11 protein-coding genes are annotated in these 11,646 nt (G+C 64.2%); 4 read left to right on the top strand and 7 right to left on the bottom strand.

Translation table 11 applies throughout. The features are described 5' to 3' along the window. Nucleotides 1-43 precede the first annotated feature (43 nt). On the bottom strand, nt 44-622 hold the full coding sequence (locus tag ACLGL5_RS35035; RefSeq protein WP_069093124.1) for an invasion associated locus B family protein: 579 nt from the start codon (nt 620-622) through the stop codon (nt 44-46). Nucleotides 623-1,066: 444 nt separating this feature from the next. Between ACLGL5_RS35035 and ACLGL5_RS35040 the strand changes: the two genes are divergently transcribed. After that, nucleotides 1,067-1,405: a hypothetical protein gene (locus ACLGL5_RS35040; RefSeq protein WP_069093125.1), complete on the top strand. Its 339-nt coding sequence runs from the start codon at nt 1,067-1,069 to the stop codon at nt 1,403-1,405. A gap of 125 nt (nt 1,406-1,530) precedes the next feature. After that, nucleotides 1,531-2,007 carry an NUDIX hydrolase gene (locus ACLGL5_RS35045; RefSeq protein ID WP_069093126.1) on the top strand — a complete coding sequence of 159 codons (477 nt, stop codon included), beginning with the start codon at nt 1,531-1,533 and terminating at the stop codon, nt 2,005-2,007. A 90-nt stretch (nt 2,008-2,097) separates the two neighbouring features. Here the strand turns inward: ACLGL5_RS35045 and ACLGL5_RS35050 are convergent, their stop codons facing one another. From ACLGL5_RS35050 to ACLGL5_RS35070, 5 genes are all read right to left on the bottom strand, one after another. Next, on the bottom strand, nt 2,098-2,949 hold the full coding sequence (locus ACLGL5_RS35050; protein WP_069093127.1) for a citryl-CoA lyase: 852 nt from the start codon (nt 2,947-2,949) through the stop codon (nt 2,098-2,100). Then, complete coding sequence (locus tag ACLGL5_RS35055; RefSeq protein ID WP_069093128.1) at nt 2,946-4,130, bottom strand: CaiB/BaiF CoA transferase family protein; 1,185 nt, start codon at nt 4,128-4,130, stop codon at nt 2,946-2,948. The genes ACLGL5_RS35050 and ACLGL5_RS35055 overlap by 4 nt, the downstream gene beginning before the upstream one ends. A gap of 15 nt (nt 4,131-4,145) precedes the next feature. Further along, the gene (locus tag ACLGL5_RS35060; RefSeq protein WP_019861173.1) at nt 4,146-5,669 is read right to left on the bottom strand and encodes a tripartite tricarboxylate transporter permease; all 1,524 of its coding nucleotides are present in this window, start codon (nt 5,667-5,669) and stop codon (nt 4,146-4,148) included. Between the two features lie 4 nt (nt 5,670-5,673). Further along, complete coding sequence (locus ACLGL5_RS35065; RefSeq protein WP_069093129.1) at nt 5,674-6,210, bottom strand: tripartite tricarboxylate transporter TctB family protein; 537 nt, start codon at nt 6,208-6,210, stop codon at nt 5,674-5,676. Nucleotides 6,211-6,347: 137 nt separating this feature from the next. Beyond that, on the bottom strand, nt 6,348-7,325 hold the full coding sequence (locus ACLGL5_RS35070) for a Bug family tripartite tricarboxylate transporter substrate binding protein (RefSeq protein WP_069093130.1): 978 nt from the start codon (nt 7,323-7,325) through the stop codon (nt 6,348-6,350). 181 nt (nt 7,326-7,506) lie between these two features. On the opposite strand from ACLGL5_RS35070, the gene ACLGL5_RS35075 reads away from it, so the two are divergent. Continuing rightward, entirely contained in the window at nt 7,507-8,277 is a 771-nt protein-coding gene (locus tag ACLGL5_RS35075; protein WP_069093131.1) for an IclR family transcriptional regulator, read from the top strand. A gap of 281 nt (nt 8,278-8,558) precedes the next feature. Then, complete coding sequence (locus ACLGL5_RS35080; protein WP_069093132.1) at nt 8,559-11,033, top strand: EAL domain-containing protein; 2,475 nt, start codon at nt 8,559-8,561, stop codon at nt 11,031-11,033. A 22-nt stretch (nt 11,034-11,055) separates the two neighbouring features. On the opposite strand, the gene ACLGL5_RS35085 is transcribed toward ACLGL5_RS35080, so the two are convergent. After that, entirely contained in the window at nt 11,056-11,595 is a 540-nt protein-coding gene (locus ACLGL5_RS35085; RefSeq protein ID WP_019861178.1) for a GNAT family N-acetyltransferase, read from the bottom strand. Nucleotides 11,596-11,646: the final 51 nt, after the last annotated feature.

Here is an 11,646-nt window from a genome sequence, read left to right on the forward strand (position 1 = left end):
CGGCGCCAGTTGGATGCCGCGCATCCGATTCCGGTCTGAGCCGTCAGTTTGACAAGAGCTCCGCCGTGCGGGCGAGCGCGCCGCCGAAACCGTTGAGCGGAATGGAAAAGCTCACCGCTTGTCCCGTATCCGCCGCGAAGGCGTCGATCTTCAGCGTCGTGCCGTTCTTGAGCAGCGGCGTGACATTGGCGTCAAACGCCACCGGCACCAGGCAGCCGACGGCCTGGCAAGTGTTGAATGCCAGGCTGCCGTCCAGCTTCTGGTCATCGATGGTCAGGGTGACGCCCTTGGCGAGCGCCAGCCCAAACGGCAGGGCAAGAGTGCCTGTCGCGTCATCGCCGGTCTTGCTCGACAGTTCGATCGCCAGCAGCCGTTGGTTGCTTTGCTTGTTGAACTGTTGGTGCGACAGGCTGCAGCCCTTGTTCGTACCCGATATCTGGCAATTGACCGTCCAGTCGCCATGGGTTTCGGACAAGGCCGATGCCCCGCCCGGCAGTTGTGGCGCATCGGCTGCGGCGGGCGGAGCCGCCACCTTGTCGCCTTTGGTCTGCGCGGCCACTGCCGGCACACCGGCGATGCAGGCCGCACCCAGCATCGCAACCAAATACGCGTATTTCCTCATCAAGACCTCTCCCGCCCGGCTCCGCCTCGAGCCAGCCTGGAAACTGACTTTGAGAGACGGCTGACTGCATTCTGTTGACCGTTTCCCCGAAGGCGCCATTGTACCTGACGGACATGCGGGCGCCATTTAGCCCGAGGCCGGCGCCGATCCGATAGAGCGGCGAATTGATCGCTTCCGTCAAGTGCAATGCGAGGTTGCCGGGCAGAATCTGCGCCGCCGCGAAGCGACCTTCGATCTCCCGCTTCTTGTGTTGGAGAACTCCACTCCCGGCCTTCCATAGAGGCAACGCTGGCAATCTCACTAAATGCGATGTCCGTTCCGGTCTCCAGCGCTGGCGTTGCCTGCAATCCGTGGCCGCAGGCCGGACGGCGGGGTCGCGATTGATTTCAAGGTAACAGATGGACCAGCCATGGCATCGCCGGACAAACACCCTATATTGCGGGAATGAACAGGATTTTTCGCGGGAATATGCCGACGTCGGCGCGTCGACTATCGATGAGATTTGCATCGGCGGTGCTGGCCGCGACTTTTGTGGCCGGCTTTGCGCTGCCCGCTTCCGCGCAGGTGGCCAATCCCGCGATCAACAGCAACGCGCTGATCCAGCAGAACGATCTGCAGGCCTTGCAGAGCCGCATTCAGCGGCAGCAATTCCAGCAGCAGCAACAGCAGTACCGCGACCAGGACCGCGTAATCGTCCAGCAGCCACCGCCGGTCGTGCCGCGGGTCAGGCCGGGCTGCCAGACGCAGATCATCGGCAACACGGCCGTGAGCACCTGCCGCTGACAGGCGGGCTTCTTTTATTTAGCCGACTTACATGGTAGGGGACCTTGAGGGTGCCCCTGCGGCAGTTTGGGTTTGCAAGGGCGCCGCGTCACGCTATGGGGCACTGACCGACTGGACTATTGCAGATGACAACCACGAAGAAAAAGGCCGTACGCCGGGCCAAGAAAGGGGAAAGAATCCGCCAGGTGGCGGCGATCCCCTTTCGGTTGACCGCGGATGGGAGTTTCGAGGTGATGCTGGTCACGTCGAGAACGACGAAACGCTTCATCGTCCCCAAGGGATGGCCGATGAAAGGCAAGAACGGACGCAAGGCCGCGACCATCGAAGCGATGGAAGAAGCCGGCGTGCTTGGCAAGACCCTGAAGCAGCCGGCCGGCACCTATTCCTACTGGAAGCGGCTGGCCAACCGCTTTGTCCATGTCGACGTCATCGTCTACCTGCTTGAAGTGACCGAGGAACTGGCCAACTGGCAGGAGGCCAAGCGGCGACAGCGGGCATGGCTGACGCCGGCCGACGCGGCGATATTGATCGACGAACCGGATCTTTCGACGCTGGTGAAGACCCTGACACTTCCCCAGCCCACGCCGACCGACGCGGCCTAAAGCAATTCCAGAAAGAGTGTGAACGGTTTTCAAGGGAAAGCGCATAGCGCTTTCCCTTGGGAATTGCGTCAAAACAACAAGGACAATTCCTCAGCCGCTCGTACCGCCCTCTTCGGGAAGAGGGCGTACCGGCATGCCGGTATAGGCCCACAACCATTCGCGCGGCAGCGGCCCCTTGTTGCGCTCGCTCTGCTGCGACTGCTCCCAGGCGTGCGCCAGGATGCCGACGGAGCGTGACAGCACGAAGAGCCCGCGCGTCAGCGGCGGCGGGAAGCCGAGTTCGCCATAGATGACGGCCGTGGCGCCATCGATGTTGAGCGGTATCCTCTTGCCTTTGCGGCGTGCGACCTCCGCCTCGATCGCCTCGGCGATGTCGGCGAACCGCCCATTGATGGCGCCACGCGCGGCAAATTCGCGGGTCAGTTCCAACAGGCGCGGCGCGCGCGGATCGACCGGGTGAAAGCGGTGGCCGAGCCCCGGCACATAACCCTTTTCCTCGACGAAGAACCGGTCGAGCCGTACCGAGACCGCCTCCCCCAGCGCCGTCCCGCCATCGATCGCCACAGCGATATCCCCGTAGAAGGACAGCGCCTGTTCGCCGGCGCCGCCATGCACGTCGCCGAGCACATTGATGGCCGAGGCCATGGCGCTGTTGATGCCGACACCACAGGTTGCCGCCATGCGGGCGATGGCGATCGACGGCGCCTGCGGCCCATGGTCGACCGCCGCGCCCAGCGCGATGCCGAGCAGTGCCGCCTGGTCTTCGCTGGGCAATTCACCACGCAACATCAGCCAGATCATCGCCGGGAAGGAGACACGGCCGATCAGGTCCTGGATTTCATAGCCGCGCAGCCGGATGACGCCGGGGCTCATCTCGATGATGCCGGTCTGCCACCATTCCTCGCCGCGCTCACGGCCTGACTTCTTCTCCGCGTCGCTCATGCCCGTGCCTTTGCCTTGGCGCGCGGCGACAGGCCGGCGAAAATCTCATCCATATGCTCGCCGAGCGCCGGTGGCGGCTTCGTCGGCAACGGCGCCGCGCCATCGACCATGAAGCCGCCGCGCAGAACGGTCAGCGGCCTGTCCATCCTGGCGACATCGTCAAAATTGGCGGTCACCTGGCGTTCGAGCACTTGCGGCTCGGCCAGCACTTGCGGGATCGTCAGCACCCGGCCCGCCGGCACGCCTGCCCGGTTCAACCTTTCCTCCCAGGCGGCCGCCGGAGCATCTGTCAGGGCGTCCTCGATCTCAGTTTTCAGCGCAGCACGGTTCTTCTTGCGCGTCTCGCGCTCCGCGAAGCGAGGATCGGACGCCAGTTCCGGCCGTCCAATCAGCCGGCAAAGCGTCACGAACTGCTCCTGCTTGTTGGCGGCGATGTTGAGCAATCCATCGCCGGTACGAAAGGCGCCGGAAGGTGCCGCCGTCATGTTCTCATTGCCCATCGGCCTGGGATCGACCCCTGCCGTCAGATAGTTCGACACCGGCCAGCCAAGCGCGGAAAGCGTGCATTCGAGCATCGAGACGTCGAGGAAGGCGCCCTCGCCCGTTGTCTTCTGCCTGACCAACGCCGATGCGATCGCGAACGCGCCGACCAGACCGCCCAGCGTATCGGCGACCGGATAGCCGACGCGCAGCGGCGCCGTTTCCGGCGTGCCGGTGATGCTCATGATGCCCGACAGGCCCTGGATGATCTGGTCGTAGGCGGGATTGTCGCGCATCGGCCCGGTCTGGCCGAAACCCGATATCGCGCAATAGACGAGACCGGGGCGGACAGCCTTCAGCGCCTCATGGCCGAGGCCAAGCCGATCCATCACGCCGGGGCGGAAATTCTCCACCAGCGCGTCGGCACTGGCGACCAGATCGAGGAAACGCTCGCGATCGGCTTCTGTCTTCAGATCGAGCATGACAGATCGTTTGCCGGCGTTCTGCGCCAGGAACGAGGCGCCCATACCGGCTTGGTTGAGCCTTGGCGAACCGCCGAGCTGACGCGCCAGGTCGCCGCCTTGCGGTCCCTCGACTTTGATCACGTCGGCCCCCAGCAGCGCCAGCTGATAGGCACAATAGGGCCCGGCCAGAACATTGGTCAGGTCAAGGACGCGGATACCGGAAAGCAGGTCTGTCATATCGTCTCAAATCGATCAGGCATCGCCCGGCACATGCTCCGGCCCGCGCCGCCGGCGGTGCTCGATGAAGGCCCAGATATGCGGCCCGACCAGGCCGATGAAGGCGAGCGTCAGCAGCGTCAGCGACAGCGGATGCTTGTAGAACACCGACCAATCGCCATTCGAGATGGTCATCGCCCGGCGGAACTGGGTTTCGGCGAGCGGTCCCAGGATCATGCCGATGATCACAGGCGCGGTCGGGAAATCGAAGCGCCGCATCAGGAAGCCCGCCGCCCCCAGGAGATAGAGGATCACGAGATCGATGGGCGATTGAGAGATGCCGTAGGTGCCGACGGTCGCGAACACCAGGATGCCGGCATAGAGCTGCGGAGCCGGGATCTTCAGCAGCCGCACCCACAGTCCGATCAGCGGCAAATTGAGGATGACGAGGATGACGTTGGCGATGAACAGGCTGGCGATCAGGCCCCAGACCAAATTGGCCTGCGTCGTCAGGAGCAGCGGCCCGGGATTGATGCCGTAGCTCTGGAACGCCGACAGCATGATCGCCGCCGTCGCCGATGTCGGCAGGCCGAGCGTCAGCATCGGCACCAGCACGCCGGCGGCCGATGCATTGTTGGCGGCCTCCGGACCGGCAACGCCCTCGATGGCGCCGACCGTGCCGAACTCCTCCTTGTGCTTCGACAGCTTCTTCTCGATGGCATAGGACAGGAAGGTCGGGATTTCGGCGCCACCGGCCGGCATGGCGCCGATCGGGAAGCCGATCGCCGCACCGCGCAGCCAGGCCTTCCACGAGCGGCCCCATTCGGCCGCGGTCATGTAGAGCGAGCCTTTCAGCGGCACGATCTCGTCCTTGCCGGCATAGCGGCGCGAGGCCATGTAGAGCGTCTCGCCGACCGCGAACAGGCCGACGGCGGCGATGATGACGTCGACGCCGTCGAGCAGTTCGGTCGTGCCGAAGGTGAAGCGCGGCTGGCCAGTCTGCAGGTCGACGCCGATCATGCCGATAACGAAGCCGGCAAACAGGCTGGTGAGCCCGCGCACAGAGGACGAGCCGAGCACGGCCGAAACCGTGATGAAGGCCAGCACCATCAGCGAGAAATATTCGGCCGGCCCGAAGGCCAGCGCGAACTTGACCACCACCGGCGCCAGGAAGGCGACACCCAGCGTGCCGAGCGTGCCGGCAACGAACGAACCGATAGCCGAGGTGGCAAGGGCAGCACCCCCACGGCCGGACCGCGCCATCTTGTTGCCCTCCAGCGCGGTGACGATGGTGGCGCTTTCACCTGGCGTGTTGAGCAGGATCGACGTCGTCGAGCCGCCATACATGGCGCCGTAATAGATGCCGGCGAACAGGATGAAGGACGCTTCCGGCGCCACCTGATAGGTGATTGGCAGAAGCAGCGCGATGGTCAGCGCCGGCCCGAGGCCAGGCAGCACGCCGATGGCGGTGCCGAGCGTGGTGCCGAGCAGGCACCACAGAAGATTGACCGGGGTGAAGGCGACCGAGAAGCCGTGGGCGAGTTGTTCGAGCGTGTTCATGGTCTCACGCCCCAAACGCGCCGGCAATCGCGTCGATCACCGTGTTCAGCTGGTTCTCGATGAAGCCGGCACCGATGTTGACGCCGAGCGCCCTGGCGAAGCCGAAATAGGCGGCCAGCGCCAGGACAAGGCCGGTGAGCGCGTCGCGCAGCGTATGCCTGCTGCCGAAGCCGTAGCAGACGAGAACGAACATGATCACCGATGCCGCCGTGAAGCCGAGCGGCCGGATGAGCAGCAGGTTGGCCAGAAGGCCGATGACGACAAAGCCCATCGCCCTCCAATCGGTCGGCGTTTCCTTTTCCTCCGCCGGCTGCCATCCGCCGCGAAACGCGGCGAGGATGAGCAGCAGCGCAAGCACCATCAGGCCGACCATGGTGAGGTAGGGAAAGACGGTCGGGCCGACCTTGGAGTAGAGCGGCGACACCGGGATCGCCAGCGTCTGCCAGGCGACCGCGCCGGCACAGGCGAGAAGCCCGATGCCAACAAACAATTCCGGCACGGCAAGGCGCGAGGGCGCCGTCGGCTGGTTGATGGTGCTCATGGAATATCCTCCCCAGTATTACGGGCCAAGACGGCTGTCATCGGCCTTCATGCTGTCAGTCCATGACCGATCTCATCTGCGATGCGATCGGCGGACTTGAGAAAATAAGGGACGGCTCGCGCCGTCCCCTGGGGAAATCAGGCGAGGCCGAGATCCTTGAGGATGGCTTCGATACGCGCCGAATCCTCGGCAACGAATTTCGCATAGTCGTCGCCGGTGAGCAGGATGGGCGTCCAGTTGCGGTTCTTACATTCGGTCGCCCAGGCATCGCTCTTGGCCATGGTCTCCACCAGCGTGATCATCGCCGCTTTGTCGGCGTCGGACACGCCAGGGGGCGCGAAGACGCCGCGCCAGTTGAACAGTTCGACATCGATGCCGGCTTCCTTCAGCGTCGGCGCGTCGATGCCGTCCTGGCGCTTGTCGGCCGAGATGGCGAGCAGCCTGAGCGCGCCGGCCTTGACCTGTTCGGAGAATTCGCCAAAGCCGGAAATGCCGGCCGCCACCTGATTGCCGAGCAGCGCCGACAAGGCCTCGCCGCCGCCGGCGAACGGCACATAGGAAAGATTGGTCGCCGGAACGCCTACCGTCTTGGCGATCAGGCCGAACAGGATGTGGTCGGAGCCACCGGCCGAACCACCGGCGACGGGAACCTTCGTCGGATCGGCCTTCAGCGCGGCGACGAAATCAGCGGCCGTCTTGAAGGGCGACTCCGCCGGCACCACCAGGGCCTCGAATTCGCCGGTGAGACGGGCGATCGGCGTGACTTGCGTCAGATTGTTGGCGGCCTTGTTGGCGATGATGGCGCCGACCATGACCATGCCGGCCACCATCAGCGAATTGCCCTTGCCGTTCCACTGGCTGATGAATTGCGGCAGCCCGACCGTGCCGCCGGCGCCGCCGACATTGGTGATCTGCGAGCCGGAGATCAGCTTCTCTGCGCGCATCACCTGATCCATCGTGCGCCCCGTCTGGTCCCAGCCGCCGCCGGGCGCCGCCGGAACGAATATCTGGATCTGCGGTGCCCCTTCGGCGAAAGCGGGCGTGAGATGAAGTCCTGCAAGGCCGGCAGCGCCTGCAGCCGCCGTGCTCATCAAAAATCTGCGTCTGTTCAGCATGGGATTCCTCCAGATCACGACACCTCCTCCGGTGCCTGCCAAACGCGCCTGCATTCACAGACCCGTGATCGAGTTCAAGCAGATGTTACCGAGTTCTGTCAACGGGAACGATATTCTGCTAGACAGAACGCCCCGGCAGCGCGACAGACTGGCCCTCGGGCATCTCGGGGTTGGAACCACAATGGACTCACCAAGCAGATCAACTGATGCTGTAAGCCGGCATGCGTCCGCCGAAGGTGTTGCGGCCCTTGATCGGGCGATCGCCATCCTCGATGCCTTCACCACGGCCGACCGCTCGCTCAGCCTGGCTGAAATCGCGGCGCGCACCGGTCTTTACAAGAGCACGATCCTGCGGCTGGCCAATTCGCTGCTGCGTGGGCAACTGCTCGAGCGGCTGGACGACGGGCGCTATCGTGTCGGGCCCGCAACCTTCCGGCTGGGCACGCTCTATCAGCGTTCGGTCGTGGCGGTCGACATCCTGCTGCCGATCATGCGCGACCTTTCCGAGCGCAGCTGGGAGAGCGTTGCCTTCTATGTCCGCTCGGGCGACGTCCGCACCTGTCTTTACCGCGTCGAATCCAAGCATCCGATCCGCTACACGATCCGCGAGGGTGACGTATTGCCTTTGCTTCTCGGCTCCGGCGGCCGCGTGCTTGCGGCGTTTTCCGGCCAGCCGGGCGAACCCTATGAGACCATACGCCGGACCTGCAACTGCCTCGCCGTCGGCGATCGGGATCCCGAAACGGCGGGCATCTCGGCACCGGTATTCGGACCGGGGCGTGTGCTGCTCGGCGCGCTGACGCTGGCTGGTCCCAGCACGCGCGTCGATGCCGCCTTCCTCGAGCGCATGAAACGGCCTCTGCTCGAGGCGGCAGCCCGTGCCACCCGTGCCTTTGGCGAGGATGCCTCGATGCTCGAACAGGCAAGTCTCGCAACGGAGACTGTGCGCTAGCCGCGCGGTTGCGGCCCGGAAAAGGACCGATAAGCTTCGAATACAACCCGATTCAATTCGAAGCAGTCACTTGACGTGGCGTAATATTCGGCTACCCAAATCAAGAAAAGGCTTCATAGAGGACGGAACTATTTATTTGCTGTTAAGTCCCGCGTGATACCCGGTTGTTGTCGCCATTTGAGCGACATGAGAGAAGAAAATCGTCTCAACCGACGGGTGAAACAGTCGGACAGACGCGCTGACAGGATCATGGCACGTCCGTGGATTCTAAGCCGTCATCGATGGACGCCAGCCCCCGTCTTCTCGGGCTCGTTTGGCCGTTCATCGCCGTCGTCCTCATCCAGGCGCTGGTCGCCAGCCTCAGCCTACACACCCTTTCGGCGGTTCGCGCCTATGTCGGCGGCGAAAGCCAGTGGTCCAAGGGGCAAAAGCACGCCATCTATTTCCTCAGCCTCTATGCGGACACCGGCAAAGAGGAGTTCTTCGGCGAGTATCGCGAAGCGATCGCCGTTCCGCTGGCCGACCGTTCGGCCCGCCTGGCGCTGGAGCAGCCCGAGCCCGATACAGAGGCCGCGCGGGCAGGCTTCCTGCAAGGCAGAAACCACCCGGACGACGTCGCCGGGATGATCTGGCTTTTCCAGAATTTCCGGAACTTCAGCTATCTCGACACCGCCATTCGGGACTGGGCAGCGGCCGACACGATGATCCTCGCCATCCAGCGGCTCGGCGATACGATGCATGCGACGCTGGGCAAGGGGCCGGCGTCGGCAGCCGAGATCGGCGCCTGGAAAGCGGAAATCCATCGGCTCGATCATCAGGTCACCCCGTTGTCCAAGGCTTTCTCGGACAGTCTCGGCGAAGGATCGCGCTTCATCCGGATGCTGCTTACCTTCGCCAATCTCGTCACGGCCGCATCGTTGATCCTGCTTGCCGTGTGGCGCACGCGCAAGCTCCTGGCGCAGCGCCAGGCCTTCCAGTTGGCGCTCAATGCCGAGCGCGAGCGCGCCCAGATCACGCTGGCTTCGATCGGCCAGGCCGTCGTCTGCACCGGCCGCGACGGGCGGGTCGACTACATGAATGCGGTTGCCGAGAAGCTGCTGGCATGCCCGCTCGGCACTGCCAGGGGCAAACCCATCGCAGCGTTCTTTCGCCTCGTCGACAAGGACACCGGCGTTGAAGAAACGCAGTTGGTCGAGCGTCTCCTGGCCGGCGAAGCGCGCCGGTCCAGCGCCCGTCCACAATTGCTGCAGCGGCCGGACGGCTCTGTTGTTCCCGTCGCATTGACCGGCGCACCGCTGCTCGTTTCCGGTGAGGTCGTCGGTGCCGTGCTCGCCTTCCACGACATGACGCGCGAAGAGGATTATATCGAGCGGCTTTCGTGGCAGGCTTCGCATGATGCGTTGACCGGGCTCGCCAACCGGCGCGATTTCGAAAGTCGGCTGGAAAGGACCATCGTCGAATTGCAGGGCCAGCCCCGGCAACACGCCTTGATGTATCTCGATCTCGATCAGTTCAAGCTGGTCAACGATACGTGCGGCCATGCGGCGGGCGACCAGTTGCTGCGCCAGATCTCGGCGCTGCTGACCTGCGATTTGCGGCCGGGCGACGTGCTGGCACGGTTGGGCGGCGATGAGTTCGGCGTGCTGCTCGTCGATTGTGGAGCCAACGAAGCGTGCGACATCGCCGAACGGCTGCGCGCGGCGGTGCAGAACCTGCATTTCGTCTGGGATGGCAGGCCGTTCAACACCAGCGTCAGTGTCGGCATGGTGGAGATCGCCAATGCGCAGGTGACGATCGAGGAAACGCTACGGGCCGCCGACGTCGCCTGCTACATGGCCAAGGAAAAGGGCCGCAACCGCGTCCAGATCCACAGCGATGGCGACGTCGACTTGCGCGAGCGTTTTGGCGAGATGGCCTGGGTGCAGCGCCTGCACGCCGCGCTGGAGCAAGACCGTTTCCGGCTTCATGCTCAGGAAATCTGGCCGCTCAACGACGACGTCGTCGAGGCTGGAGCGCATATAGAGATCCTGTTGCGGCTGACCGACGAAGATGGCAGCTTCGTCACCCCGCAGAGTTTCATTCCCGCGGCCGAGCGCTACGGCCTGATGCCGTCGATCGACCGCTGGGTGGTGCGCAACACCTTCCGCATCCTGGCCGCCCGGCAGGCCGATCCGCGCACGCCGCCCATCGCAACATGCGCCATCAATCTTTCCGGCGCGACTTTCGGCGACGAAAGCTTTCTCGGCTTCCTGCGCGAGCAATTCCTCATCCATGGCATTTCGCCTGCCATGATCTGCCTGGAGATCACCGAAACCAGCGCTATCGCCAATCTCACCAACGCCATGCGCTTCATTGCCGATCTGCGCGGCCTGGGCTGCCGCTTCGCGCTCGACGATTTCGGCTCCGGCATGTCGTCTTTCGCGTATCTGAAGCACCTGCCGGTCGACTACCTCAAGATCGACGGCAGCTTCGTCAAGGACATGCTGGACGACCGCATCGACCGCGCCATGGTCGAGATGATCCACCACATCGGCAAGGTCATGGGCAAGCGCACCATCGCCGAGTTCGTCGAGAGCGACGGTATCGCCGCCGCGCTGAAGACCATCGGCGTCGACTATGCCCAGGGCTATGGGATCGCCAGACCGACGCCGTTCGATGCCTCGACGGTGCTGCTAGGCCGAGGCGTCACGCCGGCCGTCGAAAGCGTCGATCCATGGGCCGATCTGGCGCGGAAGCTGCGCCGCAAGGCGGGCTAGTCTACCGGAGCTCCAATGCCGTTCAGGACAGCCGCTCCAGCAGCACGGTCGGCGCGTCATGATAGGTGGTCCGCAACACCTCGCGATAGCCGACCTTGTCAGCGACATTCAACGAGGCGGTATTCTCCGGATCGATGATGCAGACGGTTTTCACCCGTCCGAAGGTTTCTTCGCCCCAGGCCAGGACACGGCCGACGACCTCTGTGGCGAGGCCTGCCCCGTGCACTTCCGGCGCCAGCGCCCATCCGGCCTCGGGAATGCCTTCGATCGACGGCTCCATGTCGCGCTTCAGGTCGTGAAACCCGGCCTCGCCGACGAAGCGGCCCGTCGCCTTCTCCTCGATCGCCCAGAAGCCGTAGCCGAGCAGCGACCACAGGCCGGCATGACGCAGGAAGCGCATCCAGCTTTCCTCGCGCGTGCGCGGCTTGCCGCCGATGAAGCGGGTAACGGCCGGGTCGGCCCACATTGTTGCATAGGCGTCGAAATCCTCCAGCCGGTGCGCCCGCAGAATGGTTCGCTGCGTCTCGATGACGGGAGCGACGGTCACTTTGCGGTTGTTCATGGGATTTGCCTCGCTGATCTTGTCCGCGCTTAGCAAATTGCCCCTGCGGTG

This window comes from Mesorhizobium sp. U510 (assembly GCF_059180695.1).

Bases quoted from the DNA above. Each gene is read 5' to 3' on its own strand.
- ACLGL5_RS35080 (WP_069093132.1), top strand. From the start codon at position 8,559: ATGGACGCCAGCCCCCGTCTTCTCGGGCTCGTTTGGCCGTTCATCGCC.
- ACLGL5_RS35045 (WP_069093126.1), top strand. From the start codon at position 1,531: ATGACAACCACGAAGAAAAAGGCCGTACGCCGGGCCAAGAAAGGGGAA.
- ACLGL5_RS35070 (WP_069093130.1), bottom strand. From the start codon at position 7,325: ATGCTGAACAGACGCAGATTTTTGATGAGCACGGCGGCTGCAGGCGCT.
- ACLGL5_RS35035 (WP_069093124.1), bottom strand. From the start codon at position 622: ATGAGGAAATACGCGTATTTGGTTGCGATGCTGGGTGCGGCCTGCATC.
- ACLGL5_RS35055 (WP_069093128.1), bottom strand. From the start codon at position 4,130: ATGACAGACCTGCTTTCCGGTATCCGCGTCCTTGACCTGACCAATGTT.
- ACLGL5_RS35060 (WP_019861173.1), bottom strand. From the start codon at position 5,669: ATGAACACGCTCGAACAACTCGCCCACGGCTTCTCGGTCGCCTTCACC.
- ACLGL5_RS35065 (WP_069093129.1), bottom strand. From the start codon at position 6,210: ATGAGCACCATCAACCAGCCGACGGCGCCCTCGCGCCTTGCCGTGCCG.
- ACLGL5_RS35085 (WP_019861178.1), bottom strand. From the start codon at position 11,595: ATGAACAACCGCAAAGTGACCGTCGCTCCCGTCATCGAGACGCAGCGA.
- ACLGL5_RS35040 (WP_069093125.1), top strand. From the start codon at position 1,067: ATGAACAGGATTTTTCGCGGGAATATGCCGACGTCGGCGCGTCGACTA.
- ACLGL5_RS35075 (WP_069093131.1), top strand. From the start codon at position 7,507: ATGGACTCACCAAGCAGATCAACTGATGCTGTAAGCCGGCATGCGTCC.
- ACLGL5_RS35050 (WP_069093127.1), bottom strand. From the start codon at position 2,949: ATGAGCGACGCGGAGAAGAAGTCAGGCCGTGAGCGCGGCGAGGAATGG.